Below are 21,358 nucleotides of genomic sequence, written 5' to 3'. Positions count from 1 at the left end.
TGAATTCCTTGCCATGAGGAAATGAAAGATGTAAAAATTCGGCTCGCTTTCAAGATATGGCTAACGATTTCGCCTACGGATGCTTCTCTTTCGCGGGGGAGGGCAACCGTCACATTACCAGTTCCGGGGAGATATGTATGAATTTTCGAGCTTTCGGCGCAGCCGGCCTAATTTGGCTTGCTGGGGCCATTGGAACCACCGCTTGGGGAGAAATCCTACTAAAAGACAACAGCGAAATTGCGGGTACGTGGCAGCTTGAGTCGGTGGCTCCGGCGCTCAATAAACCCAAGATTGAGGAGAATCGGACCTGGGAATTCAAACTCGACGGCACCATTGTCACTTCGGGGTTCAATCGGCATTTCAAAGCGGAAGACCGGCACGAATGGACGTACAAAATCGTGAACGGCAAAATTGCAGCGGATGATCCGGGGCGGCCGGGAAGACCGATCGAGTATACGGTCTATGAGAAAACGCCCGACCGAATGATCCTTAAAGGCGGTATCGAAGGGTTTTATTTCTTTAAAAAACAATAATAGAGGAAACCGGATATGAATAAGTTTTTTCAGTTCAACAAAGATGACCGAACGATGTGGATGGGCATGCTGGGAATCAGTGCGGTCTTCATCGTGCTGATGTCGTTGTTCACGACCACGTCGCCTTTTTATTACGCGCAACGCATTCTGATCACGATTTTGATCATGTTTCTGCCGGGTTACGCGATTACGAAGCTGTTTTTCGACCATATGGAGTTCACGGAGTACAGGGCTCTCGATAAGTTCTTGGTCTCGTTCTTCTTCTCCATAGCCACGGTGCAGACTCTGTACTTCTTGGCAACGTATCTCCGCACTTACGCCTTCAACGTGGACGAAGAGGTGATCAGCAGCAACGCAGTTGCAGTGTCCATCGCTACTTTGGTTATTGCCGCTGCTTTCGGCGTCAAGTTCTACTTGAACAAAAAGAAAAGCGTTACATCTTGAAGCAGATTGTGTTCAGCAACATTGATGACGGCCATGAGTTCAGGTGATCCTAATCCCAAAAAGCCCACGCTATTTCAGGTCATTGCCAGTGTCGTTGCGGCGGCTTTCGGTGTCCAAAGCTCCGCAAACCGGGAGCGCGATTTCGCGGCTGGTTCGGCCAAGGCTTATATCATCGGCGGCATAATTTTTACGGTGCTATTTGTTCTGGCCGTCATTACCGTGGTCAATCTAGTCATTAAATCCACCGGGACTTAGGAACGCTGCGGAGCAACGCCATCAGAAGCCCCGTGCGTTTCGGTCGCGGGGTTTTTTCCTTCAGGCCGCAGGGCAGATCGGTTGACGAATTGTGGCGCCGATGATTATTCTTGGCTAAAACGCGGCGCCAAATGGCCGCTCGTCGATGTTTCCTGGCTTTGGCCCATTCTCGACCAGGCGAAGCTCAGGAGCCCCAAAGGACTGAACGGAGGCTAGGATGGCCGATATTTCTACCAAGCACGTCTCGTATTGGATCGATTCCACACCGGAGACGAGCTACCCAGAGCTCCCGGGTGATCTTTCCGTCGATGTGGCCGTTGTCGGCGCCGGCATTGTGGGCTTGACCACGGCGCTCCTCCTGAAACGGGCCGGGCGAAGCGTGGCGGTCATCGACTCGCAGAAAATTGTCGGGCAGGTCACGGGGCGAACCACCGCCAAACTCACCTCGCTGCACGGTCTTATCTACTCCTATCTGATCAAATCTTTCGGTGAAGACGGTGCTCGCGTCTACGCGGAGTCGAATCAAGCCGCGATCGAGATTGTTGACACCATACGAACGCAATTGGGCAGCGAGTGCGATTTCGAGCGCCAGGCGGCGTACACCGTCACGGAGTCGAAGGAGCAGTTGCCGGCTTTGGAAGCCGAGCGGGAAGCTGCCGCAAGGCTGGGATTGCCAGTCGATCTTGTCACCGAAACGACTTTGCCTTTTCCGATTGTCGGTGCGGTACGCTTCGATAACCAAGCACGGTTCCACCCGCGGAAGTATTTGTTGTCGGTCGCTCAGGCCGTGGATGGCGACGGCTGCGCGATCTTTGAAAATACCCGGGTTCTGGACGTCGAAGAGGGAGCGCCTTGTCAGGTCTTGACTGACAAGGGGAAAGTCACCGCGCGAGATGTGGTCATCGCGACCAATATTCCCATTCTGGATCGCGGTGGGTTTTTCGCCAAGGCATTCCCCAGGCAGCACGTCGTGGTCGGGATTCGGGTGGCCCCGGAGCAGGTTCCCGATGGAATGTTTCTGTCGGTGGGGGAGCCCTCGTATTCGGTCCGCGTTCATCCGACGGACAAAGGGCCGTTATTGATCGTTTCGGGACAGGGATATCCGACGGGTCACGCGGACACCGCGCAGAAGTCGAGAGAGCTGCGGTGGTTCGTCCAAAACCGCTTTCAGGGTGCGTCCATAGAATACGAGTGGGTCAATCAGGATTACGACGCCGCAGATCGCGTGCCTTATATCGGTCATCTCACGCCGGGCTCGAAGCACCTTTACACGGCAACCGGATTCAGCGCCTGGGGTTTAACCAACGGCACGATGGCTGCTACGATTCTTTCCGACGAAATTATCGGCAATCACAACCGCTGGGCAGAGCTTTACCGAGCGACGCGCGTGAATCTCAAGACGTCGGGTGCGAAGCTCCTGAAAAAAAACGTCCATATCGGGGAAATGTGGCTGAAGGACAAACTGGCGTCCGGCTTGAGGCAGACCCCGGAGACCGTTGCTCCCGGAGAAGGGGAGATTATCAACTTCCATGGCAAAAAGACTGCTGTGCATCGGGACGAGACGGGCCAAATTCATGCGGTGTCCGCCGTTTGCACGCACCTCGGCTGCATCGTTCACTGGAATAAAGCGGCTAAGTCATGGGATTGCCCTTGCCATGGCTCACGCTTCGATGCGGAGGGGAAGGTGATATCGGGTCCTGCGATAAAGAATCTCGAGCCTGAGTCACTGTAGCCTGTTACCGATTGCGCCTTTCAGCAGAGGGTTATTTTCGGCTGCCGAGCGCCTTAAAACGCTTCTCGTTAACTCTGTTCTCTAATACCGAGAGCGGCAGGAGGGTTGTAACGAATAAACGTCAATATAGATAAAATATTAACAAAAACTAACCCATATAATGCTTTAGCTGGATTTTAGATAACTGGCGAAGCTGTTATTTCCCTTTTTTGCCTGCTTTCGATTCCTCCGCATCTCTCCGTAACCCTCCTTATTTTTTTTTCTGTAACAATAGATTATTCATCTACTTATGTTTCGAATATTTATCTGTTTTATTTTTTAGTTACTACTTTTTTGAGGTGGCTCATCAGGTAATGGCCGAGCGAGAATGCCTGTGGGCTTCGATGGAGATGCTGCTCGTTAAGGTATTTAGTCTATGGAGGTGGTTATGTAAAGCCTAAATGGATTCGAATATATACAGGTATCGTTGGTACCTGGTAGCGCTTCTTAAAGCTGTAAAAAGGACTTTTTCAGTAGTGCACAAAGGAAGTGAACTATGCAACACGACGAACACCCCGCCGGTTTACGGCAGAGTCATAAAAGGTCCGGCGCCACGCTTTGGACTGTTGTGGCGCTAACCGTCTTTTACGTCTCCGAAGCCGCTCATGCACAGGATTACCGCACCATCGACGGTTACGGAAACAATATCGCCAACCCCACATGGGGGACGCCCAGTGCTCATTTGCTGCGGAGCGCGAGCGGCGCGTACTACGCGGACGGCATTGCCTCGCCGGCTGGTGCCACGCGGCCGAGTCCCCGCGAGATCAGCAATGCCGTTTTCACCCAGAATGACGCGCTCATCCCTGCGCGAGGCGGCCAAAGTGATTTCATGTGGACCTGGGGTCAATTTTTGGATCACGACTTGGGGCTTACCGAAGGGACGGCAGAGAACTTTCCGATTGACATCCCCGCAGGAGATGCGTTCTTTGATCCTCAAGGAACGGGCACCAAGACGATGCCGTTCCGTCGCGCGATTTTCGATGCGGCCACCGGGAGGAGCACGAGCAATCCGCGCGAGCAGATCAACGAAGTCACCGGGTACATCGACGGCTCCATGGTCTACGGGTCCGACGGAGCTCGCGCCGCCTGGCTTCGGTCTGGCCCTTACCTGAAGGTTTCGTCCGGCAACCTGCTTCCGCACAACGACGGAACGCAACCGAACGCCGGCACGCCGGAAAAGCCAAATTTATCGCCCGAGCTTTTCGTCGCGGGCGACATCCGGGCCAACGAGCAGCCCACGCTTGCCGCCATGCACACGCTGTTCGTGCGCGAACATAATTATCAAGTCGACCGAATCCGCAAGGCGAAGCCGAGCCTCGACGACGAAGAACTCTATCAGCGCGCCAGACAGATCGTCATCGCCGAGATCCAGCATGTGACGTATGAGGAATATCTGCCGGCTCTCTTGGGGCGAGGCGGTCTTCACACAACCCGGCGTTACGATGCCGGCGCCAATCCGGGGCTCAGCTCGCTCTTTTCGACGGCCGCCTTCCGGCTCGGGCATACCATGCTCAGCTCGAAAGTCCTGCGTCTTAAGGAAAATGGCAAGTCGATCGAAGAAGGCCCGTTTTCGCTCCGCGATGCATTTTTCGAGGCAGCTCCGCCCATGTTGGCGCGACACGGCATCGAGCCCCTTATCCGCGGTGTGGCGGCGCAGCGCATGCAGGAGTTGGACAACAAAATAATCGACGACGTCCGCAATTTCCTGTTCGGTGCACCGGGGGCCGGCGGACTGGACCTGATCGCGCTGAACATACAGCGCGGCCGCGACATGGGATTGCCCGACTTCAATACCGTCCGCTCGGATTTTGGCCTGCCGCGCAAATCCAGTTTCTCCGAGATCACCTCCGATCGGGCTTTGGCAACGACCTTGGAGCAGCTTTACGGCAATGTCGACGAGATCGATCTGTTCGTGGGACTTCTCTGCGAGGACGATATCCGCGGCACGATGCTGGGCGAAACGCTAAGGACTATCCTTGTGGACCAATTCCACCGCAGCCGCGCGGGGGATCGCTACTGGTATACCCGTACACTGAAAGGGAAGGATCTTGCCATGGTGCACCGCACGCGTCTGTCCGATATCATTCGCCGTAATACGTCAATACGAAACATTCAGGAAGACGTATTTTTCGTAACGAAGCGCGATCGCTGAGGCAGCATTACGGGGTGAACCGCGCTGGCGAAAAGTGGCCGATCGCGAATCGGAGGCTTGTAGTTGGTCCGGTTCTCTCGTGTTGCAAGGAGCAGTAACGCCATTGGGGGAGTTAAACGTGCCCCGCTCCTATCGCGACGCTGATCCGGCGAACATGCCGCTCGCGAAGGCGACATGAGGGTCATGAGTACCATTTGAATTACAATGCTTTGAACCGAGGATATGGGGCGGCGGTTCAGCGGTGTTGAATCGAGGACGCCCCTACCTTGCCCAGCCCACTCCTATCGGACATTTTCACCAGCAGCCTAATCATGCATGCCGGTGGAATGCGCGGGATGAGATCATCCGGCGCATCCTCAACTTATCAGGAAACCTGTCATGCAAATCTGGGTCGATGCCGACGCTTGCCCGAACGTCATCAAGGAGATTCTGTATCGTGCGGCGGAAAAGCGGCAGATTTCGCTGATTCTCGTCGCCAATCAGCCGCTTCGGACGCCGCCGTCGCGTTATATCAGAGCTCTTCGCGTGCCCGCGGGATTCGATGTGGCCGACAACAAGATAGCTCAGGGAATCCAGCCCGGCGATCTGGCGGTCACCGCGGATATCCCGCTGGCCGCCGAGGTCGTCGAGAAGGGCGGCTACGCGCTCAATCCGAGGGGGCAGTTCTACACGAAAGACAACATCCGCGAACAACTGACGCTGCGCAACTTCATGACGGAGCTGCGCAATAGCGGCGTCGAGACGGGCGGCCCCTCGTCCTTGAGCCAAAGCGACCGCCAGGCCTTCGCGAATCAGTTGGATCGTTTCTTGTCCCGACAGCCCAAGGATTAAGCAGAGCTTCACGCCCAGCGTGACGCGAGCGCTTTAGCGGATTCAATCGCCGCGTCGCCGGCCATCAGGAACGCTCGAAGCCAGCCGCGGCGGCCGGTTCGGGTTTGGGCCCCGCCAAGAGCGTTCGTTTGACGGTGAAAATGGCCGCCATGGGCAGTGCCAGTCCGATTACGGTGACGGTGATGAGCAATGCGCCCAGTTCGCTGTAATCGGCGGGAACCTCCAGCGCCCCGGTGGCTGCATTCCTGACCTCGCGCGTGACGGTGAACACCTGATTCAGATACTTGGTGCCCAATTGCGAAAGCGATAAGGCCAGGTTGGTAAAGGCCGCCATGACGGCGAAATAGGTCGCCTTGAGTCGCTCCGGAGCCGAGTTGGCGATCCAGGCCAGCATGGGAATCATCGCGATTTGACCCAGGGGCGATTCCAGGGCCGTGTCGATCAAAGCGATGAACCGGGCGTCGACCACGCCGCCCGTGTGCGCGGCGGTCCAGTGGTGAAATCCATAGAACATCGCGATGTTGGGTAGGTAAAGGACGGCGCCGGCGACGGTCAAAACGGCGATGATATAGGTGATCGGACGCTCGGCCATGAAGCGGCGGAAGATGAACATGCCGAACAGCGTCAACGCGCTGGCGATCAGCGAAAGCTGGGACAGGAACTGCTGGTCGAAGCCGAGGTCGTCGATCATCCACCAGCTCGAACCGGCCCCGGTCGAAGGTATCGCGCGAAACGCGAAGATTACGATGGCCGTGGCATAGAGTTCGTTGCGGGCCCGGTCCGGGAGATCCGAGGTCAGCCGCCGCATCAGGAACAGCACGATGGCGAGGGAGCCCATGAAGATGATTTCCTCGTTCAAAGGCACGGCGGCTAGACCCATGCCGACCGAGAACAGGACGAACACGAGGCCGCCGCCCAGAATCCACCAGTTTACCTCGGGCAATTCGTCGATCGGTCTCGTTAGGAGCCGCTGAATCTCATCCGTTTCAAATCCCTGAGAGGCCAACCGTTGCGCGTCGCGCCAGCGCAAAACGGCGGCTAACGCCACGCCCAGAACGGAAACGGCCGGAATGATCAGCGCCAGCCGGTAAATCTGAAGATAAACCGCGGTTTTCTCCGGTCCGCTCAGGTTCTCGACGCCGCTGAACAGATACACGTTGACCGCCGCGACCAATAGGGTGCCGCCGATAATCGCGACCCTCCCCAAAGTCTGCATCGTGGTATGGGCGAGGCGGAGCTGTTCTTCCTCGATCGGGCGGCCTTCGCGGTCCACGCGCGGCACCGCCTCGACGGTCATGGCGTCCGCCACCGTATCCTGCAGCACGTAGCCGATAGGCGCCAGCAGGGCGGAAAGGACGTACCAGGTTTCGGTCGGCAGAATCTCGCGCATGGCGGCCGGGCTGTCGAGCAAGCCGATCATGATCAACAGGCTGGCGGAAATCAGCCCCGCACCGAGAATAATGAGGCCGGATTTGTGGCGCCAGATCAGGTCTACCAGATGACCCAGCGGCATTTTCAAGGTCCAGGGCAGCATCATCCAAAAGCTCAGGGCGGCCAGGAACTCCGCGGACAGGCCGAGATATTCCTTGACGAAGAAGGTGCCCACGATGCCGGTCAGCCCGGAAATCCCGGCCGCCATGTAGACCATGATGGGCGGAAGATAGCTCAGCCGCATCTGGCGGCCGAGGTCGAAAACATTGCGGTCGAGCCACTCTTTCCAATGCATGGGAATCTCTCTCCATAGGTAAACGTCCCGAGCGATTGTAGAACAAGCCGTCGGGCTCTCCGAGGTTTTTGCATAGATTCAGCTTGGAAGGCCGCTCCGAGACAGCCGTCTTACTCGGCGGGACCGGTTTACCTCGTTGTGCGATTCTGATAGAACCGGATGAGTGAATACGGATACGGCGCGATAGCCTATGTGCCGGAAGCAAGAGAAAGAAAACGTCAAGCAATTTCAGAAAATGTGGAGGCCCAGCATGAAATCGCATTCCTTGGCACAGATGTTCAAGACCCTGTTGTTGGGGGCGCTGATAAGCGGAATTGTCTCGGAACAGGCATCGGCCGGGAATGTCGCGGCTGAAGACGCATTGGATCGGGCGCTTCGAGGCGATCACCGGGATGCCGGAAACCGCGACCGGGATCAATACCGGCATCCCAAGGAAACCCTGCGCTTCTTCGGCCTTCGGCCCGACATGACGGTGGTGGAGATCTCGCCCGGACGCGGCTGGTACACGGAAATTCTCGCGCCTGTCCTGCGTGCCGATGGAAAACTCTACGCGGTCGGTTTCGGACCGATCCAACCCGGGATGCCCGAGTACGCCGCCAAGATGCAGAAAGCCTATGAAGCCAAGCTCAAGGCGAGACCGGATGTCTACGACAGGGTCGTCCTGACCTCGATGCAGAATCCGAAACAGGCGGAGTTCGCGCCTCCGGGCACGGCGGATCTGGTGCTGACCTTCCGGAACGTCCACAACTGGATAGCGGACGGCACGGCGGACGACATGTTCAAAGCGATGCACCGGGCTTTGAAGCCGGGCGGGACGCTCGGCGTGGTCGAACATCGCGCCAAGCCGGGCACTTCACCTAAAGACATGATGAAGACCGGCTATGTGACCGAAGATTATGTGATTGCCTTGGCCGAAAAAGCCGGTTTCAAACTCGCGGACAAGTCCGAGATCAATGCCAACCCCAAGGACACCAAAGATCATCCGGAGGGCGTATGGACTCTGCCGCCCGCTTTGCGGATGGGCGAAAAAGATCGGGATCGCTACCTCGCTATCGGGGAGAGCGACCGGATGACGCTTAAGTTCGCCAAGTAAACATTTGGGCGAGCGGCCCGACGGGGGCAATAGCTACGTGCTTCGGTTTCCGGCGACGGAAGCCTGAGTCATAAGCTAACGTCGCCGAGTTCGATTATTGCCTTGTTTGAGCTGCAGCCACCGGGCGATGAGCAGCATGATCAACACCAGCCAGCCGTAGGGGTAGGGGATAGCCCCGGTGAGGAACGCGCCGAGACTGGCGACGAGCAGTAATCCCAGAGCCAAAAGGTAGGTATCCATGGCGGCGAATCTCCAAATACCGTGTAAATGTCCGTACGTTAGACCGCGTCGAATCCCTGCCGGTAGTCGATCAACGAAAAGAAACCTGGGTAGGCCGGGATAAGCCTGTCCTGAGCCCTGTCGAAGGGGCGGAGCCGTTCCCGGCGCTGTTCTGCCGGAAACGCGGAGCCTGTCCTGAGCCCCGCCGAAGGGCTTATTCCGGCCTACATGTTGGAGTCGGAGACCCTTCGATTTTCCGGTGGAGCCAAGCGGGACAGAATCAAAACGGTTCCTTGAACGGGCGAAGGTCCAGTTCGTGCGTCCAGGCGCTGCGTTGCTGACCGTGCAGCAGCCAGTAGGTGTCGGCAATGGCGTCCAGATCGAGCAGACCGTCGGCGCCTTTTTGTGCGACGAATTCGGGAAAGGCGTTGCGAGCCCGCTCGCCATTAATCACGCCGTCGATGATGACATGCACCACGTGAATGCCCTGCGGCCCGAATTCCCGAGCCATGCCCTGGGCCAAGGCCCGTAGGGCGCTTTTCGCGGCCGCGAAGGCCGTGAACGGAGGACGGGCGCGCAACGAGGCGCTGGCGCCCGTGAAGAACAGAGTCCCGTGACCTTGATCGATCATCACTCGCGCGGCCTCCCGCCCCGCCAGAAAGCCGGCGTAGGCATTCTGCAGCCAAAGCTGCCGGAACATATCGCCGCTGGTCTCCAGCAGCGGAGCCCGCTGATTGCTGTCCACGTTGCAGGCGACGATATCCAGTGAGCCGGGATCGCCGGAAACTCTCTCGAACAGCGATATGACGTCGCCTTCGACGGTGGCGTCGGTGGCCACGGGCAGCGCCCGGCCGCCGGCCGCTCGGATCTCCGCCGCGATCCGTTCCAGTTTCTCGGCGGTGCGGCCGGCAAGATAGACTTTCAGCCCCTCGCGCGCGAAACGCCGGGCGAGGGTCGCGCCCAAGCCCTTGGAAGGTCCAACTCCAATGACGACGGCTTTACGATCGGTCATGTCAAGGTGCTCGCTGCGACGTTTAGGCTCGGGTGAAGATCAGGCCGAAGTTGTTGGCCGGCATGTTGATCTTTTCGCTCAGCGCAAGGGTATGACCGTGCGCCGCTTTTTCCAGATCGGCAATGTCCTTCAGGCCCCACTCCGAGACACCCGCCGAATGAATCATCTGATCAAACTCCTGGTTCGATTCGGTAGTGTATTGCCCGCGGTCCTTGAAAGGTCCGTAGATGAACAGGAAACCGTTTTTGTGCAGCAATTGCGAGGCGCACTTCATCATGCCGTCGGCGACGGAAATGGGAGCGACCTGAAAAATGTTGATGACGAAAATCACATCGAAGAGCTGCTCGTCCGGGTGGGGCCAGGTCTCTTCGCGGGTTAGGTCCAATTGGATGGGCTTCACCACATTCTGTACCTGATTTTCCCACGTGACTCTCATGATGTTTTCCAGGGCGTGCTCGTTCATGTCGGTGGGGTGAAACGCCAGGTGCGGGAAATTCGGCGCGAAGTAGTTGATGTGCATACCGCTGCCGCTCGCGAACTCCAGTACGTTCCCCGGCGTCGTTGGAAACTTCTGCTTGAAGGTTTCCAGGATCGGATCGCGGTTGCGGTGCCCCGCCCAGGAGACATAAGGGCTTAACGGGTGCGGATCAAGCGGTGGTCTTTCTTGGGACATGAAAATTCTCCTCGTGGAATGTTGTCTTGTTGTAGTGAATTTCAACGGTGTCCGGATACCGGACGTTCATATTTTGAGCAGTTTGCGTGCCAGCATTATTCGACTCGTTTTCACGTAAAAACAAGCGTTTATGAAGGTTCTTGTGTGGTATTGGTGAAATACAACTTCATTGGATGAAAAATAGCTTCCTAAATCTTAAGGGACCGGTTTAGTCTATTGCATCCATGATGCAACACGCGCGCCCTCCATGAACCAGGCAAAATTTTCCCAGTTGACTCCAATCGGCTTTCTCCAGACTTTCGTCATCGAACTGATGGAGCTGTGCGAGGAGGCGGGCTCGGCCCAGGCGGGGCAGATCATCGAGCGGATTGCCCGTAGCGCCGGGCGATTCTTTGAAGAAGCGTTCAGGACCGAGTACGCCCTCGACCAGGCCCTGGATCGAGAGAGCTACGCGGATTTGATCATCGGTCTCAAGAACAAGATCGGCGGGCATTTTTCTTTGATTTCGAGCGATGCGGAGTGCATCCGGGTGGCCAGCAGCCGCTGCCCGTTCGGCGAGGGCGTGAAGAATTCACCGGAGTTGTGCCGGATGACCTCCAGCGTTTTCGGCGGCATCGCGGCGCGCAACTTCGGTTACGCCAAGGTCGTACTGGAACGGCGCATCGCGCTCGGCCATGAAGGCTGTGAAGTGGGCATCTATTTGAATCACGAGACTGCCACGGGATTGCAAGGAATCGAATATCGGGATCAACCGGAGCCCAAGCCGGAACAAAAACATACCTGCGACTTGCAGGCCCGTATCGAGGAACGCATGCACCGAATCTGGTGCCAGATCAATGTACGCCATCCCATGCTTCCGGATACCGAGCGGCCGGCTATCGTTGCGCAGTCCCCGGCCATGCAGGACGTGCTGCGGGCGGTCGAAATCGTGGCGCCCACCCCGGCCACGGTGCTGATTCGGGGCGAGACGGGGGTCGGCAAGGAGTTGGTCGCCCGCGCCATCCATGCCATGAGCGAGCGCTGCGAAAAGCCCTTCATCGCCGTGAATTGCGGGGCGATTCCCGAGGGACTGGTGGAAAGCGTGCTGTTCGGCCACGAAAAGGGCGCGTTCACGGGTGCCATCGAGATTCACCGCGGTTATTTCGAGAGGGCCGACGGTGGAACCCTCTTCTTGGACGAAGTGGATTCACTGACCCCGGCGGTCCAGACCGGGTTGCTCCGGGTGCTGCAGGAAGGCGAGTTGGAGCGGGTGGGGGGACACCGCACTTTGAACGTCGATACCCGGATCATTGCCGCCACCAATTGCGATTTGGAAAAAGCGGTGGCCGAGGGACGCTTCCGTAAAGACCTGTACTACCGCATCAATGTGGTGAAATTGGCGATCCCTCCGCTTTCCGAACGGTCGGAAGATATCCCCTACCTGGTCGACCTGATTTTGAAGCGGCTGGCCAAACGCTACCGGAAACCCATTCAGGGGGTGACGGCTGCCCTCATGGAACGGCTGCGGGCCTATCCATGGCCCGGTAACGTTCGGGAATTGGAAAATGTCCTGGAGCGGGCGGTCCTATTCGCCCAAGGTGCAGAAGTTGCCGATGCCGACGTCGGGCTGAGTTCCGCCGTCTCTATGGAATGCGGCTGGAAGGCTATTCGCAAGCAGGTATTGGACCGTGTGGAACGCGAATACCTCGATCAGGCGTTAAAGCGTTTCCAGGGCGACATCAATCGCGTGGCCGAGTGGATGGAACTGACGCCACGCGCGGTGTATCTGAAGCTGAGTGAGCTCGGCATCGATCCCTCTCCGTTTCGCCCGCTTCGGTCCAAAATGGCCAAGGACCGGTAGTGTAGCCTGCGCTTTTGGGCGCGAACTTCGTTAGAAACGCCAATCCAACGTGAATATCTTGTGGAGTCAAATCATGAGCAAATCCTATCCCTGGCATCTGGAAGGCAGCTACTTCGAAACCTGCAACTGTGAAACGGCCTGCCCATGCGTGTGGTTCAATCCGCCCAGTGAAGGCGACTGCAAGCTGCTCGTTGCCTGGCATATCGATAAGGGCCATTCGGAAGGCGTTACGCTGGATGGACTAAACGTCGCGTTGGCGTGCTATGCGCCGGGACATATGAAGGAAGGCAACTGGCAGGCGGCGCTTTATCTGGATGAGCGGGCGGATGCGGCCCAATCGGAGGCGCTGACCAAAATTTTCGCCGGCCAGTCGGGCGGGCATCCGGCATTGCTGGCGGGCTTTGTCGGCGAAGTGCTCGGTGTGAAGCACGTGCCGATGACCTACGAAGCCGCCGGGAAAGAGCGGCGCCTTTTGATGTCCGACCTCGCGGAGGTGAGCATACGCGCCATCGACGGCATAGACGGAAACGAGTCCACGATCACGAATCCGCCCTTGTGCGTGGTGCCCTCTTACCCTTCCGTGGTGGCGAAGTCGGAGGTTTACCGCTATCAGGACTATGGTTTCGATTGGGAGTTTTCCGGGCGCAACGGCTATTTCTCTCCCTTCGCGTATCACCCGTAAGCCATGGCTGCTTCGGCGAAAATTTCCAAGGGCACGGTCCAGGGTCTGCTGATTGCCGCGGGACTCGGCGCCGCCACGATCGCGGCGTGGTGGGCTCTCTATCAGCAGCAAGTGGCGATGAACAGTTTGCCCATGGACCGTATGTGGATGCCGCCAACCGGCACCTGGCGCTGGTCGCTAACCGACTTCGGACTGACCGGGGCGATGTGGCTGATCATGATGCTGGCCATGATGCTGCCGGTAGTTACGCCGATGGCCGTGCTGATAGCGCGAATCGACCGGAGCCGACGGTCGGATGCACGAATTAATCTATCGGCGTTTCTGTTGGGCTACATCGCGCTGTGGATGGGGTTCGGAATCATCGTGACTCTGCTCCAGTGGCAGTTCCATGGTTTCAATTGGTTGACGCCGATGATGGACAGCCGCAGTTCCATCGTGTCCGGAGCTATCCTGATCGTGAGCGGCATTTACCAATTCACGCCATGGAAGACGGCCTGTCTGAATCACTGCCGAACGCCCATGGGGTTTCTGCTCACCCATGGGCGGCCTGGTTGGCGTGGCGGATGGCGATTGGGCCTTCATCACGGCCTTTACTGCGTGGGCTGCTGCTGGGCGGAAATGCTGGTGATGTTCGCCGTGGGCGTCATGAACGTGTTGTGGATGGGCGTGATTACTCTGGCGATCCTGGCCGAGCGTTATGTTCCCGGACCGCAGGAAAGCGTTCGGAAACTGATTGGGCTCGGGTTAATCGCCTGGGGCTGCGCTCTATGGCTGTGACGTGACGGCAGACCGCAAAAAATCCGGGTTCCGTTTCAGTGTCGGCCGGCTTTTTCCGCCGGTCTCTAACTCTGCACCTTTATCGATCGCATCTCCTGCCTAGACCATTTTCGAATCCGACCGGATGGGTTTTTTATTGTCCCGTTAGGGCGCGCCCGAGCATCGCCGCCTTGGGCCGGAACGGCCCGCAAGGGGCGCGCGAGGGATCGCGCGCGGCGACCGAGGCACACGGACGTGCCTTTGGTCGCCCCCGGCTCAAGGCGGCGACGCGCAGGATCAGCGTGCCATTCGGGTGCCTTTTTCTTTGGTTCCTTTCTTTTGGGCAAGCAAAAGAAAGGAACTCGCCTGCGGGGCGAGACCCGCCCCAAACTAAGATGCGCCAACGGCGGCCTCCTTATCAGGCCGGGCCTCCTTGCACTGTACATCGGCGAGTTGCCACCTTGCGAAAAAAGCCATCGAGACTTGGTCCGGCCATCAATGTTTCATCCTGTTTCAAGATACGCGGTGTTGTTTCAAAGCTGTTTCATATGAAACGCCGGAGTCGCGGCGAAGCCTTTCAGTAGGGCGATGTGCTGCGGTGCGATTCGATTAAGCAGCTTGGCATGGAGCTTGTAATGATATTAGCTACTGTTTATGTAGGGCTTATTCTCCAGGACATGGCGGCGAGTCGCATTCGCTGTCAGGTGCAAACCGAGAAAGAATTAGTCCTTTAAGACTGGTGTTTCCCCCTAGCCAAGGACGGTCTTTTTTTTCGAGGGAGCGGATAACAATTGGGCAGCGCGGCGTCGTGGCCCACGAATGAAAAACATCCGGAAACCCGACATGAGTGATTGCACTTCAGATTTTCCTAGCGGACGTGACCGTCTCCGGTGGGAAATTGCCTTGGCTCTGATCCTCAAGATTGTCCTGCTGAGCGCCTTGTGGTTTGCGTTCTTCCGTCATGATCCGAATGCACCCAAGCCCGCCGTTACGGAACTGTTTTCATCAGACCGCATTCCTTCAGTCCACCAGGAGAAAGTCAAATGATAGGCGGTGAAGATATCGTCAATTTGTCGCGCCTGCAGTTCGGCCTCACGGCCATGTATCACTTTCTGTTCGTGCCGCTGACCCTGGGGCTGGCCTTCATCCTGGCCATCATGGAGTCGGTGTACGTGATGACCGGCAAGGAAGTCTACAAGGACATGACGAAGTTCTGGGGCAAGCTGTTCGGCATCAATTTCGCGATGGGCGTCACGACTGGTATCACCCTAGAATTCCAGTTCGGTACCCACTGGGCGTATTACTCCCATTACGTGGGCGACATCTTCGGCCCGATTTTGGCCAGCGAAGGCTGGATGGCCTTTTTCCTCGAATCGACCCTGGTGGGGCTCTTTTTCTTCGGCTGGGACAAACTTACCAAAGTTCAGCATCTGGCGGTCACCTGGCTGGTGGCCTTCGGCACCAGTTTCTCGGCCTTGTGGATTCTCATCGCCAACAGGTGGATGCAGCATCCGGTCGGGTCCGCGTTCAATTACGAGACCCTGCGCATGGAGATGACGTCCTTCGCCGACGTGTTCTTCAACTCGGTGGCCCAGGTCAAATTCGTGCATACGGTCGCGGCGGGTTACGTGACCGGCTCCATGTTCGTGCTGGGCATCAGTGCCTGGTATCTGATTCGGCGACGCGACCTCGGCTTCGCCCGCCGTTCGTTCTCCATCGCGGCGGCTTTCGGTTTGGCTTCGGTGCTGTCGGTGATCGTCCTGGGCGACGAAAGCGGTTATACCGAAGGTGAAACCCAAAAAATGAAGCTGGCCGCCATCGAGGCGGAATGGGACACCCACGAGCCGCCCGCCAGCTTCACGGTAATCGGCTTTCCGGATCAGGAGGCGGAGAAGACCCATTTTGCGATCAAGGTGCCCTACGTGCTCGGGCTGATCGCCACCCGCTCCATCGATGAGGAAGTCAGGGGAATTAAAGAACTGCGCGCCGAAAGCGCCGATCGGATCAAAAGCGGCATGATCGCCTACGATCAGTTGCAGAAAATGCGGGCGGGGGACAAGAGCGAGCCTACCAAGGCGCTATTCGACCAGCACGTCACCGACCTCGGCTATGGGCTGTTGCTCAAGAAATACACTGCCGATCCGGCTGCCGCTTCCGAGGAACTGATCCAAAAGGCCGCCAACGACACCATTCCGCGGGTGGCCCCTTTGTTCTGGACGTTCCGTCTGATGGTCGCGGCCGGTTTCACCATGCTGTTCGTATTCGCCATGGCGTTCTATTTCTGCGCGACCCGCGTGGCCGACCAAAAGAAATGGCTACTCAAGCTCGCCACCTGGTGTATCCCGCTGCCGTGGATCGCCTCCGAAGCCGGTTGGTTCGTGGCGGAATACGGCCGCCAGCCCTGGACCATTTCCGGCGTGCTGCCGACCCACCTGTCCGCGTCCAACATCAGTTCCGACTAGCTCTGGTTCAGCATCGGCGGGTTCGTGTTCTTCTACACCGTTCTGTTGGTCATCGAGATGTTCCTGATGGTCAAATACGCGCGCCTGGGGCCGAGCAGCCTGAGCAGCCTGCATACCGGAAAGTATCACTTCGGGGCGAAACCGGCTGCACGAACGGCCTGAGCCGAAACGGGAGACGTATTATGAGAACCTTGAAGTTATTGTTATCGGTAACCTTGCTGACCGCCCTCCCGGCCTCAGCCGTCGAGCCCGCGAGCGAGGCGCGGCTCGATGAAGTGGCCGGGCGCGGCGCCGAGGTCATGCCGTTCGGTTTGGAAAAAACCACCCACATTTTCATGAAAACCGAACAAGGCGGCCGGCAGCAGGTCGTCGCCAAGAACCCCGCCGATGCCGAGCAAATCTGTCTGATCCGCGAGCATCTGGCAGAAATTGCAACCGCCTTTTCCCGAGGAGATTTTTCCGGCCCGACGCGGATTCATGGTGGCGGTATGCCCGGTTTGGAAGCGATGAAAAATGCGCAAGCCGGCCGTATCGAATACCGATACCAAGAGTTGCCCGACGGCGCACAGATCGACTATCTCACTGGAGAAAGAGATTTGGTCCAGGCGATCCACCGCTACTTCGATGCCCAGTTGAGCGACCATGCCCGGCATGCGGTTTCAAGGCACGAACAGCATCGGTTGCATGAAAGGTAAGCGTGATTTTGATTCGGATTTCCCTCACCCTAATCCTCTCCCGCGGGGAGAGGGTGTATAACGAGGAACCCTCATGTTCGATTACGAAACTCTAAGAATCATTTGGTGGCTGTTCACCGGGGTCGTCATCATCGCCTTCGTTCTGACCTCAGGGTTCGACTTCGGTATCTGCGCGCTCATGCCGTTCGTTGGGCGGAACGATCTGGAACGCCGCGCCGTCATCAATACCGTCGGCGGTACCTGGGAGGGCAACCAGGTGTGGCTGGTCCTTTTGGGCGGCGCACTGTTCGCCGTTTGGCCGCTGGTCTACGCGACCCTCTTCTCGGGGCTGTACGTGGCCATGCTGCTGGTGCTGTTTGCTTTGTTCTTCCGGCCGGCGGGGTTCGACTATCGGAGCAAGCTGGAAAACCCCGTTTGGCGCAACGCCTGGGATTGGGGGTTGTTTATCGGAGGGGCGGTGCCGCCTATTCTGCTCGGTGTCTTGGTGGGCAATCTGGTTCAGGGATTGCCGTTCCATTTCGACGCGGATCTTCGACCGTATTACGATGGCAGCTTCTTCGCCTTGCTCAATCCCTTCGCGCTCTTTTGCGGTGCGATCGGATTGCTGCTCAGCCTGTTCCACGGTGCGATTTATCTCAAGTGGCGCACGGAAGGGGAGCTTTACCGGCGGGCGCTGGCCGTGGTACGGGTGCTGGGACCCGTTGTGATCGGCACCGTGCTCTTGGTGGGCTTGTGGGTCGCTTTCGGAATGAGCCTCCCGGAAATCACCGCCATGCCGGGTACCGATGCTCCGTCCAACTCGCTCAACAAAACCGTGACCATGACATCCGGCTGGCTGGGTCAGTTCGTGTCCCATCCCTGGATGCTGGTTGCGCCCGCGCTCGGGTTCTTAGGCTTGTTCCTCGCGTGGCGTTCGGCCCTGGAGCATACGTCCATCGGGGCCTTCGTGTTCAGTTCGGTGGGTATCGCCGGGGTACTGCTGTCGCTCGGCTTCGGACTGTTTCCGTATCTCGTGATTTCGTCGAGCGATCCGAATCACAGCCTGACTATCTGGGATGCCAGCTCCAGCCGCTTCACTCTGGCGTTAGCCTTCTGGATCACGGTAATCTTCCTGCCCATCGTCCTGACCTATACCCGCTGGGTGTATAGGGTGCTGTGGGGGAGCGTCACTCCCGAGAAAGTGCTGAAAGATCAGCATTCTTTGTATTGAGGTAAGAACGTGTGGTATTTCGCTTGGATATTGGGTGTCGGTTTCGCCTGCGCTTTCGGCATCATCAACGCGATGTGGCTGGAGGCGGAGTGCAATATGGATGCCGGCGGGATTGACCCGTCGTGCGATCCATCAACGTAGATTCAATCAAGCATTCTTGATTGATTAACAACCAGAACGGAGGAGGCTAACCATGGCCCGCATCGTTGTATTAGGCGCCGGCATCGGCGGCGTTCCGATGGCTCTCGAAATGAAACAATTGGCCCGGAAAGAGGACGAGGTCTGTGTCATTTCCGACAGTGCCACCTTTCACTTCGTCCCGTCGAACCCCTGGGTGGCGGTGAACTGGCGAAAGCCGGACGACATCAAGGTCGAGCTGGCGCCGATGTTCAAGAAAAAGAAAATTACCTTCATCAACCAGAAAGCGAACCGGGTTCACCCAGACCGGAATCAGATCGAGCTGGCCGACGGCACCAGCGTCGACTACGACTATTTGGTCATCGCCACGGGCCCCAAGCTGGCTTTCGAGGACGTGCCGGGATTCGGCCCGCACGGTCACACGCAATCCATTTGCCACGTCGATCACGCCGCCGAGGCAGGTGAGTTCTGGGACGAGTTCGTCAAAGACCCGGGCCCCATCGTCGTCGGCTCGGTCCAGGGTGCGTCCTGTTTCGGACCGGCCTACGAATACGCCTTTATCGCCGATGCGGACCTCCGCAAGCGGCGGATTCGCGACAAAGTGCCGATCACCTTCGTCACGTCCGAGCCCTATATCGGCCACTTGGGCTTGGGTGGCGTGGGCGATACCAAGGGTCTATTGGAAGGCGAACTGCGGCAGCATCACATCAAGGCCATCACCAACGCCAAGGTCGATCGTATCGAACAGGACATGATGTACGTGACCGAGGTGGACGAGAAAGGACAGGAAAAGCAGAAGCACGAAGTACCGTTCAAGCACGCCATGATGATTCCCGCCTTCATGGGCGTGGACGCGGTGCGTGGCATCGAGGGGCTGGTCAATCCGCGCGGCTTCGTGCTGATCGACGAATACCAGCGCAACCCTAAATTCAAGAATATCTACTCGGTCGGCGTTTGCGTGGCCATTCCGTCGGTAGAGCCCACGCCCGTACCCACGGGGGCGCCCAAGACCGGCTATATGATCGAATCGATGGTGACCGCCACGGCACACAACATTCGCGATGAACTGGACGGCAAGGAACCATCGGAGAAAGGCACCTGGAACGCCTTGTGCCTGGCCGACCTCGGCGATACCGGCGTGGCGTTCGTTGCCAAGCCGCAGATTCCACCGCGCAATGTCACCTGGGCCAGCAAGGGCCGCTGGGTACACCTGGCCAAGATCGCGTTCGAAAAGTACTTCATCCGCAAGATTCGCAAAGGCATCAGCGAGCCGTTCTACGAACGGTTGGGTTTAAAGCTGATGGGCATTGTGCGCTTAAAAGGCTAGTGCCATGTGGCCCGGCACTCGGTGCTTGCAACACACTGATTGCCGGGCGGAATTGAAGGGCTAAAAAAACCGGCACCGCCAGTTTTCGCTCCGGTTGGCGAAAAAGACGGCGCCGGTTTTTTATCGATGATACAGCCGGTGTATCAATACAGCTCATGCTGGTAATGTCTACACCGACTGCTGGTTTAAAGAGCTATTAGATTATCTGAAGCGAGTAATCAGAATTCCTATCATCGTTCCAAGTGCCAGTACTAACGTTGTAGCTTCTAATACAGCCATGACAATCTCCAATCTTTAGTTAAAAACCAAGTAAAAAACTTGGTAATTAATTGTAAAGACCTTGAGACACCGCAAAGGTTCCTAGGCGATTTCTTGAAATTAACTTTAACCGGGCCTGCTTGACTGAGCGAGCCTTCGATAATCGATGGCGATTTTCAAGCCCACGAAGCGGCTGGACATTTTTATCAATTCATCCGTAATCGGGTTGAAATAAAGCTTGGCCTCGGCGACTCGCCTTTTTTCGTTCTCCTCACCCACGGGAATCGCTTCGGCTTTGAACCGATACACGTAAAGCGTCATACCGTCTTTCACGGACTGTTCGGCTGGAGGGCCTAAAACTTCTAAAATTTTCTTCCGGTTCGGTGGTGCAGCCGAAACCTTCGGCAGGTCTTCAGGATCGACCTTCAACTGTCGATGCCCCTCGTCCACTTTGCCTTTGCCCAAAGATCGTATCGACGCTTCAAGAAATGTCGCGGGCGCCATCTCCAGGAAAACCGGCGAGAAATCCCAACGGGACAGCCGATTTTCACGATTGAACGTCATCCCGAAAACGATGGATTTCCCCGGCTGTGCACGAGTGTTCATCTGACGGAAATCCAAATACCACCTGTAGCCCTGGGGGAGTTCTTCTACCCGGCTAGGGTGCAGTTTGGTTAGATAAAGGAAATCCTCACTCAATAGCACCGGCTTCAAGAAATTGAGGCGGAAATGATCCTCGGTGATTTGAACGCGAAAATTCCGTTCGAAGTCGGCGAGCTGATTCTTTGCCTCCAGCAGCCGGAGATAAACGCATCCGCTCAGAGTGAAAAGAAAAAACGAAAAAAGCAGCGTATGGAAAAGACTTTTTGTGAATCTCATGATTGGGCGCGGTTTCGGTAATGGCGGCAGCCGCAAGACCACCGCGTCGACGTATCGCGCGGTGAGCGTGAAGACCAGCAGTCAGCCGATGGTTTGGCAGAATTAATGTCAGCTGATGAGCTGGATAGGATAACTCATAAGGTAACCACCGCTTTTGCAAGCGGCTCACCATGAACCTCATATATCGATCACGGCCGGACAGTGAGTCTCAGGCATGAGCCGCATGTTTCGCATTTCATGTCTATCCCAAGCCCAGCCGAACGGGCGTTTCTAGAGTTATGCTCGAAAGTTGTGGATGAGGGGCTGAGGTAGGCGGCGTATTCTGGATGGTCTTCGAGGTCATCCATTCCTGTTGAGAGGAGCGAATACGCCATGAGTGAAGATAAGGTCATTCGGTTGAAG

At 57.2% G+C, this 21,358-nt stretch carries 20 protein-coding genes and 1 pseudogene; 16 read left to right on the top strand and 5 right to left on the bottom strand.

Annotated features, from left to right (window positions below; genetic code table 11):
• Nucleotides 1–137: 137 nt before the first annotated feature.
• From VEB01_RS05345 to VEB01_RS05320, 6 genes are all read left to right on the top strand, one after another.
• On the top strand, nt 138–533 hold the full coding sequence (locus VEB01_RS05345; protein WP_324873476.1) for a hypothetical protein: 396 nt from the start codon (nt 138–140) through the stop codon (nt 531–533).
• Between the two features lie 15 nt (nt 534–548).
• Nucleotides 549–977 (top strand): hypothetical protein, encoded by a 429-nt coding sequence (locus VEB01_RS05340; RefSeq protein ID WP_324873474.1) that lies wholly within the window; start codon nt 549–551, stop codon nt 975–977.
• A 33-nt stretch (nt 978–1,010) separates the two neighbouring features.
• The gene (locus tag VEB01_RS05335) at nt 1,011–1,232 is read left to right on the top strand and encodes a DUF2970 domain-containing protein (protein ID WP_324873472.1); all 222 of its coding nucleotides are present in this window, start codon (nt 1,011–1,013) and stop codon (nt 1,230–1,232) included.
• A gap of 217 nt (nt 1,233–1,449) precedes the next feature.
• On the top strand, nt 1,450–2,964 hold the full coding sequence (locus VEB01_RS05330; protein WP_324873471.1) for an FAD-dependent oxidoreductase: 1,515 nt from the start codon (nt 1,450–1,452) through the stop codon (nt 2,962–2,964).
• 535 nt (nt 2,965–3,499) lie between these two features.
• The gene (locus VEB01_RS05325) at nt 3,500–5,155 is read left to right on the top strand and encodes a peroxidase family protein (RefSeq protein ID WP_324873469.1); all 1,656 of its coding nucleotides are present in this window, start codon (nt 3,500–3,502) and stop codon (nt 5,153–5,155) included.
• A 378-nt stretch (nt 5,156–5,533) separates the two neighbouring features.
• Entirely contained in the window at nt 5,534–5,986 is a 453-nt protein-coding gene (locus VEB01_RS05320; protein WP_324873467.1) for a YaiI/YqxD family protein, read from the top strand.
• Nucleotides 5,987–6,050: 64 nt separating this feature from the next.
• Here VEB01_RS05320 and VEB01_RS05315 read toward each other — a convergent pair whose 3' ends face one another.
• Complete coding sequence (locus VEB01_RS05315; protein ID WP_324873466.1) at nt 6,051–7,712, bottom strand: MFS transporter; 1,662 nt, start codon at nt 7,710–7,712, stop codon at nt 6,051–6,053.
• A gap of 250 nt (nt 7,713–7,962) precedes the next feature.
• On the opposite strand from VEB01_RS05315, the gene VEB01_RS05310 reads away from it, so the two are divergent.
• Nucleotides 7,963–8,805, top strand: a complete 843-nt coding sequence (locus VEB01_RS05310; RefSeq protein ID WP_324873464.1) for a class I SAM-dependent methyltransferase — start codon at nt 7,963–7,965, stop codon at nt 8,803–8,805.
• A gap of 75 nt (nt 8,806–8,880) precedes the next feature.
• Here the strand turns inward: VEB01_RS05310 and VEB01_RS05305 are convergent, their stop codons facing one another.
• The 3 genes from VEB01_RS05305 to VEB01_RS05295 form a co-directional block, all read right to left on the bottom strand.
• Nucleotides 8,881–9,045, bottom strand: a complete 165-nt coding sequence (locus tag VEB01_RS05305) for a hypothetical protein (RefSeq protein WP_324873463.1) — start codon at nt 9,043–9,045, stop codon at nt 8,881–8,883.
• A 259-nt stretch (nt 9,046–9,304) separates the two neighbouring features.
• Nucleotides 9,305–10,036: an SDR family NAD(P)-dependent oxidoreductase gene (locus VEB01_RS05300; protein ID WP_324873461.1), complete on the bottom strand. Its 732-nt coding sequence runs from the start codon at nt 10,034–10,036 to the stop codon at nt 9,305–9,307.
• Between the two features lie 22 nt (nt 10,037–10,058).
• On the bottom strand, nt 10,059–10,709 hold the full coding sequence (locus tag VEB01_RS05295; protein WP_324873459.1) for a DUF938 domain-containing protein: 651 nt from the start codon (nt 10,707–10,709) through the stop codon (nt 10,059–10,061).
• 247 nt (nt 10,710–10,956) lie between these two features.
• Here VEB01_RS05295 and VEB01_RS05290 point away from each other — a divergent pair, with 247 nt between their 5' ends.
• From VEB01_RS05290 to VEB01_RS05250, 9 genes and pseudogenes are all read left to right on the top strand, one after another.
• A complete protein-coding gene (locus tag VEB01_RS05290; protein WP_324873457.1) occupies nt 10,957–12,549 on the top strand; it encodes a sigma 54-interacting transcriptional regulator in 1,593 nt (530 codons plus the stop codon).
• A 73-nt stretch (nt 12,550–12,622) separates the two neighbouring features.
• The gene (locus VEB01_RS05285) at nt 12,623–13,231 is read left to right on the top strand and encodes a DUF1326 domain-containing protein (protein WP_324873455.1); all 609 of its coding nucleotides are present in this window, start codon (nt 12,623–12,625) and stop codon (nt 13,229–13,231) included.
• Nucleotides 13,232–13,234: 3 nt separating this feature from the next.
• Complete coding sequence (locus tag VEB01_RS05280) at nt 13,235–14,008, top strand: DUF2182 domain-containing protein (RefSeq protein WP_324873454.1); 774 nt, start codon at nt 13,235–13,237, stop codon at nt 14,006–14,008.
• 822 nt (nt 14,009–14,830) lie between these two features.
• Nucleotides 14,831–15,034 carry a cytochrome oxidase putative small subunit CydP gene (cydP, locus tag VEB01_RS05275; RefSeq protein WP_324873452.1) on the top strand — a complete coding sequence of 68 codons (204 nt, stop codon included), beginning with the start codon at nt 14,831–14,833 and terminating at the stop codon, nt 15,032–15,034.
• Nucleotides 15,034–16,611: pseudogene (locus VEB01_RS05270) on the top strand (cytochrome ubiquinol oxidase subunit I). Before cydP ends, VEB01_RS05270 begins: the two are co-directional and overlap by 1 nt.
• A 20-nt stretch (nt 16,612–16,631) precedes the next feature.
• Nucleotides 16,632–17,144: an aspartate carbamoyltransferase gene (locus VEB01_RS05265; RefSeq protein ID WP_324873450.1), complete on the top strand. Its 513-nt coding sequence runs from the start codon at nt 16,632–16,634 to the stop codon at nt 17,142–17,144.
• A 73-nt stretch (nt 17,145–17,217) separates the two neighbouring features.
• A complete protein-coding gene (gene cydB, locus VEB01_RS05260; RefSeq protein WP_324873448.1) occupies nt 17,218–18,354 on the top strand; it encodes a cytochrome d ubiquinol oxidase subunit II in 1,137 nt (378 codons plus the stop codon).
• A 9-nt stretch (nt 18,355–18,363) separates the two neighbouring features.
• Nucleotides 18,364–18,495, top strand: coding sequence for a cytochrome bd-I oxidase subunit CydX (cydX, locus tag VEB01_RS05255; RefSeq protein WP_324873446.1), 132 nt, complete (start codon nt 18,364–18,366; stop codon nt 18,493–18,495).
• Nucleotides 18,496–18,547: 52 nt separating this feature from the next.
• Nucleotides 18,548–19,819, top strand: coding sequence for an NAD(P)/FAD-dependent oxidoreductase (locus tag VEB01_RS05250; protein ID WP_324873444.1), 1,272 nt, complete (start codon nt 18,548–18,550; stop codon nt 19,817–19,819).
• 384 nt (nt 19,820–20,203) lie between these two features.
• Here the strand turns inward: VEB01_RS05250 and VEB01_RS05245 are convergent, their stop codons facing one another.
• Nucleotides 20,204–20,956: a hypothetical protein gene (locus tag VEB01_RS05245; RefSeq protein WP_324873442.1), complete on the bottom strand. Its 753-nt coding sequence runs from the start codon at nt 20,954–20,956 to the stop codon at nt 20,204–20,206.
• Nucleotides 20,957–21,358 lie beyond the last annotated feature (402 nt).

This window comes from Methylocaldum sp., assembly GCF_035627495.1.
GTDB lineage: Bacteria > Pseudomonadota > Gammaproteobacteria > Methylococcales > Methylococcaceae > Methylocaldum.
The sequence above is the reverse complement of the archived record's forward strand: the minus strand, read 5'-3'. Positions and strand labels throughout refer to the sequence as shown.

Coding starts and splice junctions, on each gene's coding strand:
- VEB01_RS05305 (WP_324873463.1), bottom strand. CDS start 9,045: ATGGATACCTACCTTTTGGCTCTGGGATTACTGCTCGTCGCCAGTCTC.
- VEB01_RS05300 (WP_324873461.1), bottom strand. CDS start 10,036: ATGACCGATCGTAAAGCCGTCGTCATTGGAGTTGGACCTTCCAAGGGC.
- VEB01_RS05325 (WP_324873469.1), top strand. CDS start 3,500: ATGCAACACGACGAACACCCCGCCGGTTTACGGCAGAGTCATAAAAGG.
- VEB01_RS05320 (WP_324873467.1), top strand. CDS start 5,534: ATGCAAATCTGGGTCGATGCCGACGCTTGCCCGAACGTCATCAAGGAG.
- cydP (WP_324873452.1), top strand. CDS start 14,831: ATGAGTGATTGCACTTCAGATTTTCCTAGCGGACGTGACCGTCTCCGG.
- VEB01_RS05290 (WP_324873457.1), top strand. CDS start 10,957: ATGAACCAGGCAAAATTTTCCCAGTTGACTCCAATCGGCTTTCTCCAG.
- VEB01_RS05285 (WP_324873455.1), top strand. CDS start 12,623: ATGAGCAAATCCTATCCCTGGCATCTGGAAGGCAGCTACTTCGAAACC.
- cydB (WP_324873448.1), top strand. CDS start 17,218: ATGTTCGATTACGAAACTCTAAGAATCATTTGGTGGCTGTTCACCGGG.
- VEB01_RS05310 (WP_324873464.1), top strand. CDS start 7,963: ATGAAATCGCATTCCTTGGCACAGATGTTCAAGACCCTGTTGTTGGGG.
- VEB01_RS05245 (WP_324873442.1), bottom strand. CDS start 20,956: ATGAGATTCACAAAAAGTCTTTTCCATACGCTGCTTTTTTCGTTTTTT.
- VEB01_RS05280 (WP_324873454.1), top strand. CDS start 13,235: ATGGCTGCTTCGGCGAAAATTTCCAAGGGCACGGTCCAGGGTCTGCTG.
- VEB01_RS05265 (WP_324873450.1), top strand. CDS start 16,632: ATGAGAACCTTGAAGTTATTGTTATCGGTAACCTTGCTGACCGCCCTC.
- VEB01_RS05335 (WP_324873472.1), top strand. CDS start 1,011: ATGAGTTCAGGTGATCCTAATCCCAAAAAGCCCACGCTATTTCAGGTC.
- VEB01_RS05315 (WP_324873466.1), bottom strand. CDS start 7,712: ATGCATTGGAAAGAGTGGCTCGACCGCAATGTTTTCGACCTCGGCCGC.
- VEB01_RS05295 (WP_324873459.1), bottom strand. CDS start 10,709: ATGTCCCAAGAAAGACCACCGCTTGATCCGCACCCGTTAAGCCCTTAT.
- VEB01_RS05250 (WP_324873444.1), top strand. CDS start 18,548: ATGGCCCGCATCGTTGTATTAGGCGCCGGCATCGGCGGCGTTCCGATG.
- VEB01_RS05330 (WP_324873471.1), top strand. CDS start 1,450: ATGGCCGATATTTCTACCAAGCACGTCTCGTATTGGATCGATTCCACA.
- VEB01_RS05340 (WP_324873474.1), top strand. CDS start 549: ATGAATAAGTTTTTTCAGTTCAACAAAGATGACCGAACGATGTGGATG.
- VEB01_RS05345 (WP_324873476.1), top strand. CDS start 138: ATGAATTTTCGAGCTTTCGGCGCAGCCGGCCTAATTTGGCTTGCTGGG.